The sequence below is a fragment of the Cupriavidus sp. 2TAF22 genome, from assembly GCF_052115045.1.
GTDB lineage: Bacteria > Pseudomonadota > Gammaproteobacteria > Burkholderiales > Burkholderiaceae > Cupriavidus.
The window spans coordinates 240,138-258,841 of record NZ_JBFRFX010000013.1 but is presented as its reverse complement, the minus strand read 5'-3'; the positions used below and the strand labels follow the sequence as shown (position 1 = coordinate 258,841).

General features: G+C 66.4%; 14 protein-coding genes. 5 read left to right on the top strand and 9 right to left on the bottom strand.

What is annotated here, in order from left to right:
- Window positions 1-31: 31 nt before the first annotated feature.
- The 7 genes from AB4Z48_RS17560 to folD form a co-directional block, all read right to left on the bottom strand.
- The gene (locus AB4Z48_RS17560; RefSeq protein ID WP_441616144.1) at window positions 32-328 is read right to left on the bottom strand and encodes a hypothetical protein; all 297 of its coding nucleotides are present in this window, start codon (window positions 326-328) and stop codon (window positions 32-34) included.
- Window positions 329-336: 8 nt separating this feature from the next.
- Window positions 337-603 (bottom strand): hypothetical protein, encoded by a 267-nt coding sequence (locus AB4Z48_RS17555; protein WP_441616142.1) that lies wholly within the window; start codon window positions 601-603, stop codon window positions 337-339.
- Window positions 591-953: a hypothetical protein gene (locus AB4Z48_RS17550; protein ID WP_441616140.1), complete on the bottom strand. Its 363-nt coding sequence runs from the start codon at window positions 951-953 to the stop codon at window positions 591-593. Before AB4Z48_RS17550 ends, AB4Z48_RS17555 begins: the two co-directional genes overlap by 13 nt.
- 120 nt (window positions 954-1,073) lie before the next feature.
- Window positions 1,074-2,357, bottom strand: a complete 1,284-nt coding sequence (locus AB4Z48_RS17545) for a tyrosine-type recombinase/integrase (RefSeq protein WP_441616138.1) — start codon at window positions 2,355-2,357, stop codon at window positions 1,074-1,076.
- 260 nt (window positions 2,358-2,617) lie between these two features.
- Entirely contained in the window at window positions 2,618-3,331 is a 714-nt protein-coding gene (gene hutC, locus AB4Z48_RS17540) for a histidine utilization repressor (protein WP_441616136.1), read from the bottom strand.
- Between the two features lie 267 nt (window positions 3,332-3,598).
- Window positions 3,599-5,692: a M3 family metallopeptidase gene (locus AB4Z48_RS17535; RefSeq protein ID WP_441616135.1), complete on the bottom strand. Its 2,094-nt coding sequence runs from the start codon at window positions 5,690-5,692 to the stop codon at window positions 3,599-3,601.
- Between the two features lie 92 nt (window positions 5,693-5,784).
- Window positions 5,785-6,636 carry a bifunctional methylenetetrahydrofolate dehydrogenase/methenyltetrahydrofolate cyclohydrolase FolD gene (gene folD / locus AB4Z48_RS17530; protein ID WP_441616133.1) on the bottom strand — a complete coding sequence of 284 codons (852 nt, stop codon included), beginning with the start codon at window positions 6,634-6,636 and terminating at the stop codon, window positions 5,785-5,787.
- 98 nt (window positions 6,637-6,734) lie between these two features.
- On the opposite strand from folD, the gene AB4Z48_RS17525 reads away from it, so the two are divergent.
- A complete protein-coding gene (locus tag AB4Z48_RS17525) occupies window positions 6,735-7,439 on the top strand; it encodes a hypothetical protein (RefSeq protein WP_441616131.1) in 705 nt (234 codons plus the stop codon).
- A gap of 140 nt (window positions 7,440-7,579) precedes the next feature.
- Here the strand turns inward: AB4Z48_RS17525 and AB4Z48_RS17520 are convergent, their stop codons facing one another.
- Together AB4Z48_RS17520 and AB4Z48_RS17515 are read right to left on the bottom strand one after the other, a co-directional pair.
- A complete protein-coding gene (locus AB4Z48_RS17520) occupies window positions 7,580-8,212 on the bottom strand; it encodes a response regulator transcription factor (RefSeq protein ID WP_441616129.1) in 633 nt (210 codons plus the stop codon).
- A 125-nt stretch (window positions 8,213-8,337) separates the two neighbouring features.
- Complete coding sequence (locus AB4Z48_RS17515) at window positions 8,338-10,935, bottom strand: PAS domain S-box protein (RefSeq protein ID WP_441616127.1); 2,598 nt, start codon at window positions 10,933-10,935, stop codon at window positions 8,338-8,340.
- A 397-nt stretch (window positions 10,936-11,332) separates the two neighbouring features.
- Here AB4Z48_RS17515 and aceE point away from each other — a divergent pair, with 397 nt between their 5' ends.
- The 4 genes from aceE to lpdA all read left to right on the top strand — a co-directional run bounded on the left by aceE (window position 11,333) and on the right by lpdA (window position 18,363).
- Window positions 11,333-14,020 carry a pyruvate dehydrogenase (acetyl-transferring), homodimeric type gene (gene aceE, locus AB4Z48_RS17510; protein WP_441616125.1) on the top strand — a complete coding sequence of 896 codons (2,688 nt, stop codon included), beginning with the start codon at window positions 11,333-11,335 and terminating at the stop codon, window positions 14,018-14,020.
- Window positions 14,021-14,181: 161 nt separating this feature from the next.
- A complete protein-coding gene (aceF, locus tag AB4Z48_RS17505; protein ID WP_441616123.1) occupies window positions 14,182-15,837 on the top strand; it encodes a dihydrolipoyllysine-residue acetyltransferase in 1,656 nt (551 codons plus the stop codon).
- Window positions 15,838-15,932: 95 nt separating this feature from the next.
- Complete coding sequence (locus tag AB4Z48_RS17500; RefSeq protein ID WP_441616121.1) at window positions 15,933-16,550, top strand: MFS transporter; 618 nt, start codon at window positions 15,933-15,935, stop codon at window positions 16,548-16,550.
- Between the two features lie 28 nt (window positions 16,551-16,578).
- Window positions 16,579-18,363 carry a dihydrolipoyl dehydrogenase gene (lpdA, locus tag AB4Z48_RS17495; protein ID WP_441616119.1) on the top strand — a complete coding sequence of 595 codons (1,785 nt, stop codon included), beginning with the start codon at window positions 16,579-16,581 and terminating at the stop codon, window positions 18,361-18,363.
- Window positions 18,364-18,704 lie beyond the last annotated feature (341 nt).

The following is an 18,704-nucleotide window of genomic DNA, read 5'->3' as shown; positions in this document are numbered from 1 at the left end:
TGGGCTCCCGTGGGCTTGGGCTCCTAGTATCTCACTCGGCGCCGTCGACTGGCTCGGCCCGGTAGGCAGCCCAGAAGCAGTGCGAGTGCTTGCCGCGGCGCGCGATCATGCGCCTGAAGAAGATGCGCACGAGGCCCGCCTGTCCGCCGAGGATTACCGTCTCGCCCTCGGTGGGACCGTCATAGCTGGGTGGTGGCAGCTGCTTGCCAGCATCGGAGATGTAGTTGCCCGGAACCCGGGCGAGGATGCCATTTTCCGACGGCCCGGCAGGCTCGGCACTGTCGGGCTCGTGGATCTGGCAGCCAGCGGAGAGTTTGCTGTTACCCATGACGAGCCTCAGGTGCGTGGAAAGTACGCGCGCAGCGGCGGCTTCACTGCCGGCCGGCCCACCTTGATCCGGTGTTGCTGGCCGTCCTGCTCGAACGACAGGTAGTCGGCCGTCCACCACATCTTCTCAATGTGGCGCGTTTCGATGCCGTGCACGGTCACCGCGCTGGCCGTTACGGTGACGCCTTCGCAGTCGAGGCGCAACTCGGCCGTATCGCCGGGCAGGAAGTGGGTTTCCAGGAAGATCGATGCCGCGTCGTAGGTCACAGGGAACATGCCATCTCCTGCGGGGTGGCATAGTGGCGCTCGCCGCGGGTGCGCAGGCGGATCGAGCGGGGGCCGGTGAACTGGATGCTGTTGGCGAGCTGGAAGCTCAGTGAAGCGCCCTGGTAGTTGACCGCCAGGCGGTCAAGGCTCCAGGGCAGCGTCACGATCGCCGCGGTATCGACTCCCGTCAGGGTGATCGTCGCGCTCGCGGCCTGGGCAGCGGCCTCAACCTCAGGATTCCAGGTGTCAGCGGTGAGCAGCGGATCCTCGATGGCCAGGTGGAGGCAGCGAACGGCCAAACGCGCCGCTCCGTGGGAGTGGCTGTATAGGTAGACGGTACCGGGATCGCAGGTGAACATGGGCGCACTCCGAAAACACTGTATGGATATACAGTGTAAAAGTCGTCCGAAGCCAAGCGCGGATAGTTGAGTTAACTGTATGGATATACAGTATGGTGCGGCCGGCCCGCAGCGCCCGAATCAGGCCGCGCGCGTTCGTGCCGAGGGCAGTTGCACGACGTCTGCCACTGTCCCTTCCGCGCATGCCGCGATGAATTCCGACCACCTCTCCAGCGCTGCGCGTCGCTCCGGGATCTCCTCGCGAACGTCGTAGATGGCCTCCATCCCCTTCAGCGCGTGGTTGAGCGCCAGCTCGGTGATCTCCTTCGCGATCCCCATGTTCATCATGTGGCCCTTGGCCGTGCTGCGGGTGTCGTGGGGCGTGAACCGGCGGATCTTCAGCCCCCCGCGCTCGAACGCGCGGTCGATGGCCGCCCATAGCGTGCTATTGCCGATGTGCGTGTCGCCATGCCGCGCGACACGGTCGGCCCGGCGTGCCGGCAGCAGCCACTGCGAGCCACCGGAGAGGGCGATCAGCTCTTCAAACCATTCGGTGACGATGGGTGTCAGCGGGACGAGGAAGCCGCGGCGCGTCTTGACCGTTTCATCCCGCACGAACCAGGCGCGGCGGTCCAGGTCGACATCGTCCTTCAGCGTCTTCACCAGTTCGTTCGTGCGCACGCAGGTGGCCAGCAGGATTCGCAGCGACAGCCCATTCTCCCGCCCGATGGTCTCGTCGATCCCCGGCAGGATAGACGTCAGCTCCTCCGCCGTGAGCATTAGCCGCTTGCGCACCGGGGGCCGCGGACCCATCAAGGCGGTCAGCTTGACGCCAGCACACGGGTTCGCGACGATGATGCGGCGCCCGCAAGCGTGGTCGAATACCTGCGACAGTGTGGTCAAGATCCGCTTGCTGACGGTCCAAGATCGGTTGGCACCCTCAATGGCCGCGACGATGTCGGTCGGGGTTACTTTCCGCACCTCCATGCTGCCCAGTTTTGGCAGCACCACGTTGTCGAGATCCCAGTTCCGGTAGTAGACGGTGCCCTCCGCAAGTGGGTGCCCAACATCCTGGGAGAGGCGCTTTTCTCGGAAGTCCTGCACGAGGGTGCGGACCGACCAGGCGGCGGCGGTCTTGGCCTTTTCCTGGCGTTTCTCGGCTGCTGGGTCCATCCCGTTGTCGATGGCAACGCGGTGCGCGCGAGCAGCTTTGCGCGCCGCCGCGAGCGATAGGTCTGGGTAGTTGCCGAGGGTGAGTTCCTTGCGCCGGCCGCCGGGAATGCGGTACCGCAGAACCCAGGCGGCAGTCCCTGCGCCAGATAGGGTGAACGTCAGCCCGTCGCCATCCGCCTTGGCAACGGGTTCGCCGGCCGCGACCCAGCGGCGGAGTTGGATATCGTCAAGGGCGTAGGTGATACGGGGCATGGGATCCTCGTTGGGTAGCCAGCGCATTATAGCGATTCTAGCTACCCAACCAGCTACCCAAAAAAGACGCGCCAATACGATGCGCAGTGAGACTGTGTGCGCCTAAAACCCTTGATGAGCCCTAGTTTTCGGCGGAAAGCTGAGCCACTGAGAATCGTCCGGAGTCGCTAATGAAGATTGCAGGTTGCGATTCTCATGAAAGCTGGGTATCCCTTTGGTGGAGGTTCGTAGGCGGCCAGGGCAAATGCGCGTGGCCATCTTCAGGGCTTGAACGAACCCTCTATGGTATAGCGCGAGCCCGGATGCACCAGGCGCGCCAGCGTGATCGGCGAGCCCTGGCTCTCGGTGCGGCGTACCACGACCAGGCAGGGCTCGCCGGGCTTGATGCCGAGCAGTTGCGCTTCTTCCGCGGTGGGCAGTTGCGCTTCGATGGAATACTGCGCCTCCCACAGCGGCGCCACCGTCAGCAGGTAGTTGGTCGGCGTGGTCCTGGTGAAGTCCACGCCGAGATAGTCCGGCGCACGGGCAGGGTTGACGTAGCGGTCTTCGCACAGCAGCGGCACGCCGTTCTCGCTGTGGACGATGAGCGTGTGGAAGACCTTGCTGCCGGCCGGCAGGCCCATGCGCGGGGCAAGGGTGTCGCTTACCGTTTCGGCCCGCGCCAGGTGCACCTCGGAGCGATGCTTGTGGCCACGCTCGGTGATTTCGTCATGGAGATCGCGGATCGTCAGCGTGGAGGACGCGCGATAGGGCTGGGTGGCAAAGGTGCCGACGCCCTGCACGCGCTCGACCAGTCCCTCGGCCTGCAGCTCGCGCACGGCGCGGTTGGCGGTCATGCGGCTGACGCTGAACTGGGTCACCAGCTCGGACTCCGACGGCATCAGGGTGCCTGGCGGCCAGCGTCCGGCGCTGAGGCCCTCCTTGAGGTAGTTCTTGATGTGCGCGTAGGCGGCGGCAGGCGGCAGGTAGCTCATGGCCCGCATCTTACTTGACTGGGCCTGTCTAGCCAATTCGGAGTGGTCTGGGCCGTCACCTTGCGGCTTTTTGATTGCGGGTGCCGGACATGCCTCTCCATGCGAGGACAAGGTCCCTGCCGGCAAAGCCGCGCGCGGGCGACGCCGGGCAAGGAGAAACGGCGGACAAGGAGAAACGGCGGGACGGCGCGCACCGAGCCGCCCGTCCGCTCCCCCGTGTTCCTGGCCGGCTGCGCTATGCGCGGGCCCGGGCCAGTGCCGCGGGGCTCACGCCAGTGCCATGCCGCCATGGCGCAGCAGCGCATCGATCTGCGGCGCGCGGCCGCGGAACGCGGTGAAGGACTCCATCGCCGGGCGGCTGCCGCCCACCGACAGGATCTCGCGGCGGTAGCGCTCGCCGGTTTCGGCGTCCAGCACGGAGCCCGACAGCTTGGCGGCATCCTCGAAGGCCGCGTACACATCGGCCGACAGCACTTCCGCCCACTTGTAGCTGTAGTAGCCGGCCGCGTAGCCGCCCGCGAAAATATGGCTGAAGGTGTTCGGCCAGCGCGACAGCGGATGCTGCGGCACCACGTGGGCGCGGTCGTTGATCTCGCGCGACAGCGCCAGCACGGACTTCTCGCCGGCGGGGTCGAAGTCGGTATGCAGATGCATGTCGAACGAGGAGAACACGATCTGGCGCAGCGTCATCATGCCGTTTTGGAAATTCTTGGCGGCCAGCATGCGCTCGAACAGCGCGCGCGGCAGCGGCTCGCCGCTGTCGGCATGCGCGGTCATGCCGGCCAGCACTTCGTATTCCCAGCAGAAGTTCTCCATGAACTGCGACGGCAGCTCCACCGCATCCCATTCCACGCCGTTGATGCCCGACACGCCCAGTTCGCCCACCTGGGTAAGCATATGGTGCAGGCCGTGGCCGAACTCGTGGAACAGCGTGATGACTTCGTCGTGCGTGAACAGCGCGGGCTTGCCGCCCACCGGCGCGGAGAAATTGCAGGTCAGGTAGGCCACCGGCGTCTGCACGCGGCCGTCAGCGAGCAGCTTGCGCCCGCGCGCGTCGTCCATCCAGGCGCCGCCGCGCTTGCCTTCGCGGGCATAGAGGTCGATATAGAACTGCGCCAGCAGGTTGCCACCGGGCGATACCACGCGGAAAAAGCGCACGTCCTGGTGCCAGGTCTGGGCCTGGTCGGCTTCGATGCTGACCGAGAACAGCTTTTCCACCACGCCGAACAGCCCCTTGAGCACCTGGGGCTCCGGGAAGTATTGCTTGACCTCCTGCTCGGAGAACGCGTAGCGCTGTTCGCGCAGCTTTTCCGAAGCGTAGGCCACGTCCCACGGCGCCAGTTCGGCCAGGCCCAGCTCGCTGGCGGCAAAGGCCTTGAGTTCGGCCCAGTCCTGCTCGGCGAACGGGCGGGCACGGGCAGCCAGCTCGTCCAGGAAGCGCAGCACCTCCGCCGGCGATTCCGCCATCTTGGGCACCAGCGAAACTTCGCCGTAGGAGCCATAGCCGAGCAGGAGGGCCTCCTCGCGGCGCAGCGCCAGCTGCTCGCGCATATTGGCGGTGTTGTCCCATTCGGACTTGCCCTGGCCGTATTGTCCGGCCAGCTCCGACGCGCGCGTGACGCTGGCTTCGTACATGGTCTGGCGCAGCGTACGGTCGTCGGCGTACTGCAGCACCGGGAAATAGGAAGGGAAGTGCAGGGTGAACTTCCAGCCCGCCTTGCCGTCCTTCTCGGCCGCGCCGCGCGCGGCTTCCAGCGCGTCCGCGGGCAGGCCGCCCAGCCGGCTTTCGTCCTCGATCACCAGCGCATAGCCGTTGGTCGCGTCGAGCACGTGATCCGAGAAGGCCTTGGACAGCTGGGCCTGCTGTTCCTGGATGGCGGCGAAGCGCGGTTTCTTGTCTTCGGGCAGTTCGGCGCCTCCCAGGCGGAAGCCGCGCAGTTCATTCTCCATGAGCTGGCGGCGCGCCGCGCTCATGGTGGCGAATTCGGGGCTGGCGGCGAGGGCCTTGTATTTCTCGTACAGCGCCAGGCTCTGCCCCAGCGAGGACCAGAACTCGGTCATGCGCGGCAGGTTATCGGCGTGCGCCTGGCGCAACGCGGGCGTGTCTGCGACCGCGCTCAGGTGCCCGACCACGCCCCACGCGCGGCCGAGCGGCTCGGTGGCGGTCTCGAGCGCTTCCACGGCATTGGCCCAGGTGGCTTCGGTGGCGGGCGCCTCGGCACGCTCGACGGCGGCCTGCGCGGTGGCCAGCAGCACGTCCAGCGCCGGCCCGATATGCTCGGGGCGGATATCGGAGAAACGGGGCAGGTCGGTGAAATCCAGCAGCGGATTGGCGGCGTTAGCGTTGGCGGCTTGGTCCATGACGTCTCTCTTGGCAGAGCCCATAAAGGCAATACCCCGCACATTGGGGCGGGGTGGCAGGTTTTCCAGTGCCGCGATGGCGGCGGGCGGCCTCAGCCGGCGGCTCGCTCTGCGGCTTCCAGCGTGTTGATGAGCAGCATGGTGATGGTCATCGGGCCCACGCCGCCGGGCACCGGCGTGATATAGCCGGCCACTTCCTTGACGCCGGCGAAGTCCACGTCGCCGCACAGCTTGCCATTGTCGTCGCGGTTCATGCCCACGTCGATCACGGCCGCGCCGGGCTTGACCATGTCGGCGGTGATGATGTTCCGGCGTCCCACCGCGGCCACGATCACGTCGGCGTCGCGGGTATGGGCGGCCAGGTCGCGCGTCTTGCTGTTGCAGATGGTGACCGTGGCGCCGGCCTGGAGCAGCAGCATCGCCATCGGCTTGCCGACGATATTGGAGGCGCCCACCACCACGGCGCGGGCACCGCGCAACGGGAACTGCACCGATTCCAGCATCTTCATGCAGCCGTACGGCGTGCAGGGGCGGAACAGGGGGGCGCCCGTCATCAGGGCGCCGGCATTGGCTACGTGGAAGCCATCCACGTCCTTCTCCGGGGCAATCGCTTCGAGCACTTTGTGGCTGTCGATATGCTTGGGCAGGGGCAGTTGCACCAGGATGCCGTGGATGTTCGGGTCGCGATTGAGGGCGTCGATGCGCGCCAGCAGGTCGGCTTCGCTCAGGTCGGCCGGATAGCGGTCCAGCGAGGAGTGGAAGCCGTTGTCGTCGCAGGCCTTCACCTTGTTGCGCACGTAGACCTGGCTGGCCTGGTCATCGCCGACCAGGACCACGGCCAGGCCCGGCCGGTGGCCGCGCTCGGTAAGGCGGGCGGCGCGCTGGGCGGCTTCCGCGCGGAGTTGCTTGGCAAGGGCGTTGCCGTCGATGAGTTGGGCTGGCATGGGATCGGAGGGGAAGGTGGGAAGAAGGGATAAAGCGGAATTATAAAGGTTGACGCAACCGGGGGCGATGCCGCCAGGGGCACTGGTAGCATCCCTGCATGCACGCACTGACCTATTTCCTCGCGCCCGGCGGGCAGGGCGCGCAAGCCTTGCTGGCGGCGCTCAGCCTTGCCGGGCTGGCCTGGGCGCTATGGCGCCGGCCCTGGCAACTGCTCCGGCGCGACGAACTGCAGCACGGCTGGCTGGGTGCGCTGCTGTTCGTGACGCTGCTGTGGACGGCCAGGGTGGCGCTGCCGGGCGCGCTGGCATTCCAGCTGTCTGGCGCCACGCTGATGGTGACGCTGTTCGGGCTGCCGCTGGCGCTGCTGTCGCTGTTGGTGGCGGATCTGGTATCGCTGCTGGGCCTCGGCTACCTGGCAGGGGAGACCTGGAGCGGCATCGACTGGCCATCCTTGTGGCCCCGCTATGCGTGGATGGGTTTGCTGCCGGCGCTGATTTCAGCGGCGCTGCAGGGCGCCATGCGCCAGCTGCTGCCACGCCACCCCTTTGTCTTCATTCTCGGTCATGGCTACTTCGCGGCCGGGCTGGCCGCGCTGGGCGCCGGGGCGGCGCAGGCCGCATGGCGCAGCCTCAGCATGGGCGACGGCGTGCTGACGCTGTCGGACACGCTGACGGCGGTGCTGATCCTGGCGTTTGGCGAGGCCTTCCTGACCGGCATGCTGGTCGCGGTGTTCGTGGTCTACAAGCCGCAATGGGTCGTGACCTTTCGCGACGAGGAGTATCTCCGGGACCCGGAGGCGTGAGCGGGAGGGGTATCAGGGCCACAGTGCGCCTCCCCGCGCGGGGAAGGCAAGGTGGCCAGATGGCCATATGGCCATCTGGCCATATGGCCATGTAGCGGGCCCCCGGGCGGGACCGCGCTACGGGCGCATGCCGCTTGCGCTCAGCTGTTCTTCGACAGGGCCAGGCGCAGCAGGTCGGCCACGGTGTTGACGTTGAGCTTTTCCATGATGTTGGCGCGGTGCGCCTCCACGGTCTTGATGGAAATGCCCAGGTCGTCGGCGATCTGCTTGTTCAGGCGGCCTGCGACGATGCGCTCGAGCACCTGTTGCTCGCGCGTGGTGAGCTTGCCCAGCAGGTCCTTGGCGGCGCGCTGCTCGCGCGCGGCGGAATGGTCGGTGCGCGCCTTCTGCAGCATGCGTTCGACCAGCGAGCGCAGTTCGGACTCGTCGAACGGCTTCTCGATGAAATCGATCGCGCCCTTCTTCATCGTAGAGACCGCCATCGGCACGTCGCCGTGGCCGGTGATGAAGACGATCGGGATATTGATGTTCTCCGCGATCATGCGCTCCTGCAGCTCGGGCCCGCTCATGCCCGGCATCCGCACGTCCAGGATCAGGCACGAAACCTGGCCGGCGTCGTAGGCGGAGAGAAACTGCTCGGCGCTGGTAAAGCTGCGAACCTGGTAGCCATTGCCCTCCAGCAGCCAGGTCAGCGAGTCGCGCATGGCTTCATCGTCGTCGACGATAAAGACGGTCTCGCCGCGGTGGGAGGTAGGGTTTGGCGTCACGTTCATGAAGTCTCCTGGGACAACAAAGTCATTTGTCGCCAAGTGTAACCGCCCCGGCCGGCTAGCGACAGGGGCCCGCGGGGGTTACCCCCCGGCGAGGGCCGCCTGGCTCGGGTCGTGTCGCGCGCAGCCTACTGGTCGATCAGCGCCGGTTGCAGCGGCAGCATGATCTTGAAGGTGCAGCCGATGCCGTCGACATTGTTCTCCACCCATAGCCTTCCCTGGTGGGATTCGATGATGGAGCGGCAGATATTCAGGCCCATGCCCATGCCGTCGGACTTGGTGCTGAAGAATGGTTCAAACAGGCGTTCCTTGGTGGCCTCGTCCACGCCGGGGCCCTGGTCGATCACGTCGATGCGCATATTGTTGCCGAACTCGCCGGGTTCCACGCGCGCATGCAGGCGCACCACGCCGGTCGAGCGCATGGCGGGCAGGCCGGCCATGGCCTCGACGGCGTTCTTGAGTAGGTTGACCAGCACCTGCTCGATCAGCACCGGATCGACGAACAGCAACATCGGCGGCGCCGGCAGGCGCGTGAGGATGGTCACGCGGCGCCGGGTGGCTTCCAGGTCGGCCAGGCCCACCGCATCGGCCACGATATCGTGCAGGGCCGCCTCGCGCCGCTGGGGCTGGCTGCGTTTCACGAAGCCGCGGATGCGGCTGATGATGGTACCGGCGCGCACTGCCTGCGCAGAGGTCTTCTCCAGGATCGGGATGAGGTCCTCGGGCGTGCTGCGGCCCGAGCGCAGCCTGGCCACGGCGCCCATGCAGTAGTTGTTGATGGCCGCCAGCGGCTGGTTGAGCTCGTGCGCCAGCGACGACGCCATCTCGCCCATGGTGGTCAGGCGGCTGGTGAACTGGATCCGCTCTTCGTGCTGGCGCGCCATTTCCTCGGCGGCCTTGCGCACGGTGATGTCGGTGGCGATCTGCATCTGCGCCAGGTGGCCGTCCACCCACTGGATATAGCGGCGGCGCACCTCGAACCACTTCTGCATGTCGGGCACGAAGACCTCGCGCGCGTCCGACGAGTAGGGCATCAGCTCGGACGCGGGCAGCCCGGCATAGGCGTCGATGAAGTCAGTGGCGTCGCTCGACACCTGTTCCTTGTCGACCTCGCCGCCGGCCAGCTTGAGATGGCCTTCGGCTTCCCAGCCGAACAGCTGGCGGTAATAGCGGTTGGCGAACAGCAGCTCGGGCTTGTCCGTGGCCAGCACCGACACGGCCGCATCCAGGCTTTCCAGCACCGTGGTGAAACGGTCGTGCGCGGCGGCGAGTTCCTCGCGGGCGCGCTTGGGCTCGGTGATATCCGTCATCGAGCTCATCCAGCCGGTATGGCGGCCGCGGCCGTCCACCAGCGGCGAGACATACATGCGCGCATAGAAGCTGCTGCCGTCGCGGCGCATGACACGCATCTCGTAGCCGCCCGCCGGCGACTTGCCTTGCAGTGTCAGGTCGATCTGCTTCTGCATCTCCGGCTGGTCGTTGGGCGGCCAGTAGGGGAAGGGCGGCACGCGGCCGACCAGGTCGGCATCCTGCCAGCCGGTCATGCGGCAGAAGGCGGGGTTGACGTAGGTGATGCGGCCGTTCAGGTCGAGCGCGCGCAGCCCGATCAGCATGGAGTTTTCCATCGCCCGCCGGAACGAAGTCTCGGCCAGCAGGGCACGCTGCGCCTCGGAGCGGCGGCTGGTGTGCCGCCACATGCTCCACAGGCTCCACAGCAGGAAGCACGACAGTCCCACCACCAGCCACAGCAGCATGTTGTTGGGCAGGTTGGAGGCGGGCGGGTAGGCGTCGGCGCGCAGCGACAGCGAATGCCCGGGCGGGTCGAGCAGCACCTCGTAGGACAGCGCATTGCCCGGCACCGGCCGCAGCGAGGTGCTGGCGCGGATCTGGTTGTTCTTGTCGATCAGCGAAAAACGGTAGCGCTCGGTCAACTCCGGCGGCAGCAGGTGGGTCAGGATGCCGTTGATCGAGTAGAGCGCGCCCAGCGTGCCGAGGAACTCGTTGTCCCGCACGATCGGCACTTCCATCAACATGAAGCTGTCGCCGCGGTCGTTGACCAGCGGGCGCGAGTACACCACGCGCTGGGTTTCGCGGGCGGCGTCGAAGGTGTCGAGCACCTCGGGTTCGAGCGGCTGGTCCTGGGTCTCGCGCAGCCGGTTGGCGAACTCCGAGGTGGAGGGCAGCGACCAGCGTCCGCGGTGGGTGGCGTCGAGCCAGTTGACGAAGACGATCTCGGGGTTCTCGCGCAGGATTTCCTGGGCGGCGGTGCGATAGGCGCCCTGGTCGAGCTGCGCGGCGGCAATGTCGCGCGCCAGCGACGCCAGCTGGTCCTGGTTGCTCAGCAAGGACAGGCGCACGCGCTGCTGGGCCCAGGCGGCATCGCGATAGAGCGCGTCGCGCTGTTGCTGGCGCTCGGTTTCATGCAGCGACCACAGGATCACGCCCATCGCCACGGTGAACAGCACGATGGCCACCAGCGGAATGAACATGAACCAGCTGGTTGCCACCAGGTTGCGCCAGCGCAGCCACCAGAGGCCGCGCGGCGGCCCGTTGACGGCAGGCGACTCGTCCGTGTGGCCCAGCGAATCGAGCTGTGCAAGGGGCGTGAGCGGGGCCGGCGGGGCGGCCGGCGCCGGGTCGCCGCCACCTGGCTTGGCGGTGCCGGAAGCGGAGGGCGGCACGACGGCGGCGCGCAGGTGGGACAGAAAATCTTTGAGGGAAGGCATGGCGGGATTGACGACTGACCGGCCAGTGTAGCGGGATTGCTACCCCGCGTCGCTTGGGGTAAGCGCCAATGCGGCAGTGCGTCATCGGTGCCGAAGGGGAGCCGCGCCGGAAGCGTTCAGCGGCAAGGGCCGGCGCCGATTTGTGATGCGGCGCCGCAATATTCCGCATTATGAGAAACAATATCGCAATTTGAAAATTTGGCTTGTCTTGCCCAATCTGCTTCCATAAAATCGGACCGACCCAAAAGTGCGGACGGAGGGGCTGTGTCTGCCGCTGGCGAAAGCGCCAGGCGGTGTGTTTGCAGCCCGGGCACCGTACCGTAGTCATACCGTCAGGACGGCGTTTCCGCGACAACCATGCGGGAGCGCCGCGGCACGCATTTACCAGGAGACAGTCATGTCAGCTGTACCAGAGCAGATCCTCGGCGCCAGCAGCGCCAACGACGCCGACCCCCAGGAAACCCATGAGTGGCTCGACGCCCTGCAAGGCGTGATTGCCGCCGAAGGCACCGACCGCGCTGCCTTCCTGATCGACAAGCAGATCGAATACGCACGCGTGAACGGCGTTACCCAGCCGTTCCACGCCGAAACGCAGTACATCAACACCATCCCGGTAGAGCAGCAGGCCCGCATTCCCGGCGACCAGGACGTCGAGCACCGCATCCGCTCGTACACCCGCTGGAACGCCATGGCGATGGTGCTGCGCGCCAACAAGCACACCAATGTCGGCGGCCACATCTCGTCGTTTGCCTCGGCGGCCACGCTGTATGACGTCGGCTACAACCATTTCTGGCGCGCGCCGTCGGAGCAGAGCGGCGGTGACCTGGTCTTCGTGCAGGGCCACTCGGCCCCGGGCGTGTATTCGCGCGCCTTCCTGCTCGGCCGCCTGACCACCGACCAGCTCGATAATTTCCGCCAGGAAGTCGACGGCAAGGGCATCTCGTCCTACCCGCACCCGTGGCTGATGCCGGATTTCTGGCAGTTCCCGACCGTGTCGATGGGTCTGGGCCCGATCATGGCCATCTACCAGGCCCGATTCATGAAGTACCTGGACAGCCGCGGCCTGGCCAAGGCCGGCGACCGCAAGGTCTGGGCCTTCCTGGGCGACGGCGAGACCGACGAGCCGGAATCGCTCGGCGCGATCGGCATGGCCGGGCGCGAGAAGCTCGACAACCTGGTCTTCGTCATCAACTGCAACCTGCAGCGCCTGGACGGCCCGGTGCGCGGCAACGGCAAGATCATCCAGGAACTGGAATCCGAGTTCCGCGGCTCGGGCTGGAACGTCATCAAGGTGGTGTGGGGCAGCCGCTGGGATTCGCTGCTGGCGCGCGATACCAAGGGCCTGCTGATGAAGCGCATGATGGAATGCGTGGACGGCGAGTACCAGACCTTCAAGGCCAAGGACGGCGCCTACGTGCGCGAGTTCTTCTTCAACACGCCGGAACTCAAGGCGATGGTGGCCGACTGGTCCGACGACGACATCTGGCGCCTGAACCGCGGCGGCCATGACCCGCACAAGATCTACGCCGCCTACAAGGCAGCCAGCGAACACAAGGGCCAGCCGACGCTGATCCTGGCCAAGACCATCAAGGGCTATGGCATGGGCGATGCCGGCCAGGCCATGAACGTGGCTCACCAGCAGAAGAAGATGCCGGTGGAGTCGATCCGCGCGTTCCGCGACCAGTTCAACATTCCGGTCGCCGACGACAAGATCGAGGACGTGCCCTACCTCACCTTCGAAGAAGGCTCGAAGGAACTGGAATACATGCGCGCCCGCCGCATGGATCTCGGCGGCTACCTGCCGGCCCGCCGCCTCAAGGCCGAGCCCTTGCAGATTCCCGAGCTGTCGGCTTTCGATGCCCTGCTCAAGGCCACCAGCGAGGGCCGCGAGGTGTCCACCACCATGGCCTTCGTGCGGATCCTGAACACGCTGCTCAAGGACAAGCAGATCGGCAAGCACGTGGTGCCCATCGTGCCCGACGAGTCGCGCACCTTCGGCATGGAAGGGCTGTTCCGCCAGGTCGGCATCTGGAACCAGGAAGGCCAGAAGTACGTGCCGCAGGATCATGACCAGCTGATGTTCTACAAGGAATCGCAGACTGGCCAGGTGCTGCAGGAAGGCATCAACGAAGCCGGCGCCATGTGCGACTGGATCGCGGCCGCCACGTCGTACTCGACGCACGGCGTGCAGATGATCCCGTTCTACATCTACTACTCGATGTTCGGCATCCAGCGCATCGGCGACCTGTGCTGGGCGGCGGCGGACATGCGCTCGCGCGGCTTCCTGCTGGGCGGCACCTCGGGCCGCACCACGCTCAACGGCGAAGGCCTGCAGCACGAAGACGGCCATTCGCACGTGTTCCACGCCGTCATCCCGAACTGCATCTCGTACGACCCGACCTTCCAGTACGAACTGGCGGTGGTCATGCAGGACGGCATGCGCCGCATGTACGTCGAGCAGGAAGACGTGTACTACTACCTGACGGTGATGAACGAGAACTACGAGCACCCGGAAATGCCGGCCGGCTCGGAGAAGGACATCGTCAAGGGCATGTACCAGTTCCGCAAGGGCGTGGAAAACAGCAACGCGCCGCGCGTGCAGTTGCTGGGCTCGGGCACGATCTTCCGCGAAGTCATCGCCGCGGCCGATCTGCTCAAGAAGGACTGGGGCGTGGAATCGGACCTGTGGAGCTGCCCGAGCTTCACCGAGCTGGCCCGCGAAGGCCACGACGTCGAGCGCTTCAACCTGCTGCACCCGACCGAGACGCCGCGCGAGTCGTTCGTCGCGCAGAAGCTCAAGGGCGTGCGCGGCCCGGTGATCGCCTCCACCGACTACATCCGCGCGTTCGCCGAACAGATCCGTCCGTTCGTGCAGCGCCGCTATGTGGTGCTGGGCACCGACGGCTTCGGCCGCTCGGACACCCGCGAAAAGCTGCGCCACTTCTTCGAGGTCGACCGTCACTGGGTGACGCTGGCGGCACTGAAGGCGCTGGCCGACGAAGGTGCGATCGGCCGCGACAAGGTGGCCGAAGCCATCAAGAAGTACAACCTCGACCCCAGCAAGCCGAACCCGATGTCGGTCTAAGCCGGCTGACCGCACGAACCCCCGCAGGAAGGCAACCGCGCCGCCGGCGCCCGGACCCCGATCCGGCGCCTTGCGGCGTGGCGGCGTGACAGATTCGGGCGGTGAGGGTAACCTCGCCGCTTGTGCTTGTCGTGCCCGTTGTCCTGCCCAGGAGACACTGAATGAGTCAAGCGATTGAAATCAAGGTGCCGGATATCGGCGATTACGACGCCGTTCCCGTCATCGAAGTGCACGTGAAACCGGGCGACACCATCAAGGCGGAAGACGCCCTGGTGACGCTGGAATCGGACAAGGCCACGATGGACGTGCCGTCGCCGCAGGGCGGCACCGTCAAGGAAGTCAAGATCAAGGTCGGCGACAACGTTGCCGAAGGCACCGTGCTGGTCATGCTGGAACCGGCCGGCCAGGCCGCCGCCACGCCGGCAGCAGCCGCACCGGCCCCGGCGGCCGCCGCGCCCGCTCCCGCCCCGGTGGCGGCACCGGCCCCGGCAAGCGCTCCCGCGCCGGCCGCCGCGTCTTCGGGCCCGATCGAAGTCAAGGTGCCGGACATCGGCGACTATGATTCCGTGCCCGTGATCGAAGTCCACGTCAAGCCGGGCGACACCATCAGCGCCGAAGACGCACTGGTCACGCTCGAGTCCGACAAGGCCACCATGGACGTGCCTTCGCCCGCCGCCGGCGTGGTCAAGGAAGTCAAGGTGAAGATCGGCGACAACGTGGCCGAAGGCACGCTGATCCTGATCCTCGAAGGTGCAGGCGCCGCGCCTGCCGCGCCTGCAGCGGCTCCCGCCAGCGCGCCGGCTCCCGCGGCCCCGGCTGCCGCCGCACCGGCTCCGGCGCCGCAGGCCGCGCCGGCTGCACCCGCCGCCGCGCCGTCCTCCGGCGTGACTGGCAGCGCCGCCCACGCCAGCCCCTCGGTACGCAAGTTCGCGCGCGAACTGGGCGTGGACGTGTCGCGCGTGGCGGGCACCGGTCCCAAGGGCCGTATCACCCAGGACGACGTCCAGGCCTTCGTCAAGGGTGTGATGAGCGGCCAGGCCGCGGCGCCGGCGCAAGCCGCGGCTGCCCCGGCCGGCGGCGCAGGGCTGAACCTGCTGCCGTGGCCGAAGGTCGATTTCAGCCGCTTCGGCGAGGTGGACAGCAAACCGCTGTCGCGCATCAAGAAGATCTCGGGCGCCAACCTGCACCGCAACTGGGTCATGATTCCCCACGTCACCAACAATGACGAGGCGGACATCACCGAGCTGGAAGCCTTCCGCGTGCAGCTGAACAAGGAAAACGAGAAGTCCGGCGTCAAGGTCACCATGCTGGCCTTCATCATCAAGGCCACCGTGGCGGCGCTGAAGAAGTTCCCGAACTTCAATGCCTCGCTCGACGGCGACAACCTCGTCTACAAAAAGTACTTCAACGTCGGCTTCGCGGCCGATACGCCGAACGGGCTGGTCGTGCCGGTGCTCAAGGACGCGGACAAGAAGGGCGTGATCGAGATCAGCCGGGAAATGGGCGAACTCGCCAAGGCCGCGCGCGACGGCAAGCTCAAGCCGGACCAGATGCAGGGTGGCTGCTTCTCGATCTCGTCCCTGGGCGGCATCGGCGGCACGCATTTCACGCCGATCATCAACGCGCCGGAAGTGGCCATCATGGGCGCCAGCAAGTCGGCCATGAAACCGGTCTGGGATGGCAAGCAGTTCGTGCCGCGCCTGATCCTGCCGCTGTCGCTGTCGTACGACCATCGTGTCATCGACGGTGCCGACGCGGCGCGTTTCAACGCGTATATCGGCCAGCTGCTGGCGGACTTCCGCCGCATCATCCTTTAAGGCGGGCAGGGCGCGCGCGGTTCGCCGCGCGTGCCTTCCAACCGCCGGACTACTGTCCGCCGACCCCTGATCGCCGCCAACAGGAAGCGAAATCCATGACCACCTGCGTTGTCGTCAAGAAGGCCGGTGAAGTGGCGATTGCAGCCGATGCGCTGGTGACGTTCGGCGACACGCGGCTCACGCGTGCCTATGAGCGCAACCAGAAGGTGTTCCCGGTGGGCGAGAGCTTCGTGGCGCTGGCCGGGACCACCGCGCATTTCCCGGTCATGCGCAGCCTGCTGGCCGGGCTGGGCGAGGACTGCCGGCTGGGCTCGCGGGACGATGTCTTCCGGACTTTTCTCAAGGTGCATGAAAAACTCAAGAACGAGTATTTCATCAACACCAAGGAAGACGAGGACGACCCCTACGAGTCGTCGCAGATCGTCTGCCTGATCGCCAACCCGGCGGGTATCTTCGGCGTCTATTCGTACCGCGAAGTGTTCTCCTTCGATCGTTTCTGGGGCATCGGCTCGGGGCGCAACTATGCGCTCGGCGCCATGCACGCGGTATTCGACCGGCCGGAGCTGAGCGCGGCAGACATTGCCGGCATCGGCGTGGACGCGGGGGTGGAGTTCGACAAGAGTTCGGCGGGGCCGATCGAAGTACAGGTGGTGCAGTTGCGCGACATGCCCGGCGACGGGGCAACCAATAACGACGACGCGGCCCACATCTGAGGCGGGGCGCGTCCTTGAGGAGCAAAGCATGAGTGTGATCGAAGTCCAGGTGCCGGATATCGGCGATTTCGACGCGGTGGAAGTCATCGAGGTGCTGGTCAAGGCCGGCGATACGATCGAGGTGGAGCAGTCGCTGATCGTGCTCGAGTCCGACAAGGCCAGCATGGACGTGCCGGCATCGGCGGGTGGCAAGGTGGTCGAGGTGCGCGTCAAGGTGGGCGACAAGGTCGCCAAGGGCGCGGTGATCTGCACGGTGGAAAGCAGCGCCGCGGCCGCGCCGGCCGCACCGGCCGCTGCGCCGGCACCGGCTGCTTCGGCGCCGGCCCCCGTAGCTGCCGCCGCGCCGGCACCGGCTGCCGCCACGCATGCGGGCAGCGCCGATATCACGTGCGACATGCTGGTGCTGGGTGCAGGCCCCGGCGGCTACTCGGCCGCCTTCCGCAGCGCCGACCTCGGCATGAACACCGTGCTGGTCGAGCGCTACGGCACGCTCGGCGGTGTCTGCCTGAATGTGGGCTGCATCCCGTCCAAGGCACTGCTGCATAACGCCGCCGTGATCGACGAAGCCAAGGCGCTGGCTGCCCACGGCATCCTGTTCGGCGAAGCCAAGATCGACCTCGACGGCCTGCGCCACTACAAGGAAACCGTGGTCGGCAAGCTGACTGGCGGCCTGGCGGGCATGGCCAAGGCACGCAAGGTGCAGGTCCTGCGCGGCATCGGCAACTTCCTCGACCCGCATCACCTGGAAGTGCAGGAGACCGAGGGCGACGGCAAGGCCACCACCGGCAAGAAGACCGTGATCCGCTTCGAGAAGGCGGTGATCGCGGCCGGCAGCCAGGCGGTCAAGCTGCCGTTCATCCCCGAAGACCCGCGCATCGTCGATTCCACCGGCGCGCTGGAACTGCCGGAGGTGCCGAACAAGATGCTGGTCATCGGCGGCGGCATCATCGGGCTGGAAATGGCCACCGTGTACAGCACGCTGGGTGCGAGCATCGACGTGGTGGAAATGCTGGATGGCCTGATGCAGGGCGCCGACCGCGACCTCGTCAAGGTCTGGGACAAGATGAACAAGCTGCGCTTCGACAAGGTCATGCTCAAGACCAAGACGGTCGGCGTGGAAGCGAAGCCCGATGGCATCTACGTCAAGTTCGAAGGCGAGCAGGCGCCGGCCGAACCGCAGCGCTATGACCTGGTGCTGGTGTCCGTGGGCCGCGTGCCGAACGGCAAGAAGATCAGTGCCGAGAAGGCCGGCGTGGCCGTGACCGACCGTGGTTTCATCGAGGTCGACAAGCAGCTGCGCACCAACGTGCCGCACATCTTTGCGATCGGCGACATCGTCGGCCAGCCGATGCTGGCGCACAAGGCCGTGCACGAGGCGCACGTCGCCGCCGAGGCCGCGCACGGCGAGAAGGCCTACTTCGACGTCAAGCAGATCCCGTCGGTGGCCTATACCGATCCGGAAGTGGCCTGGGCCGGCCTGACCGAAGAGCAGTGCAAGGAGCAGGGCGTCAAGTACGCCAAGAGCGTGTTCCCCTGGGCTGCCTCCGGCCGCGCCATCGCCAACGGTCGCGACGAAGGCTTCACCAAGCTGATCTTCGACGAGGAAACCCACCGCATCATCGGTGGCGGCATCGTCGGCATGCATGCCGGCGACCTGATCAGCGAAGTCTGCCTGGCCATCGAGATGGGCGCGGATGCCGTCGATATCGGCAAGACGATCCACCCGCACCCGACGCTGGGCGAGTCGATCGGCATGGCCGCGGAGATCTACGAAGGCGTCTGCACCGACGTGCCGCCGCCGCGCAAGCGCTGAGCAACCGGCCAGCAAGATGAAAGCCCACCCTTCGCGGTGGGCTTTCTTTTCTCAAGCTTTGCAATTAACGGCCAAGCGTTTTAAACCACAATCCTGCGCGGCTCTGCCGCGAGAAAAACCTCGCTGCCAGAGGTGGGGCGGCATGGAATCGGGGGAGGGGGCGAACCCGGGCGGTGTGCCGGTGGCTGCGCGCCGCGCGCACAAAAAAACCCGGCGCATGGCCGGGCATTAACGGTACTGGAATACAAGGAAACCGGGATACCGAGGAGACATCGGTCGAGGGCAGGGGACTTGGGGGGCTGGTTGCCTCACCGGGTTCCTGAGTCCCTTCGTTGGCAAAA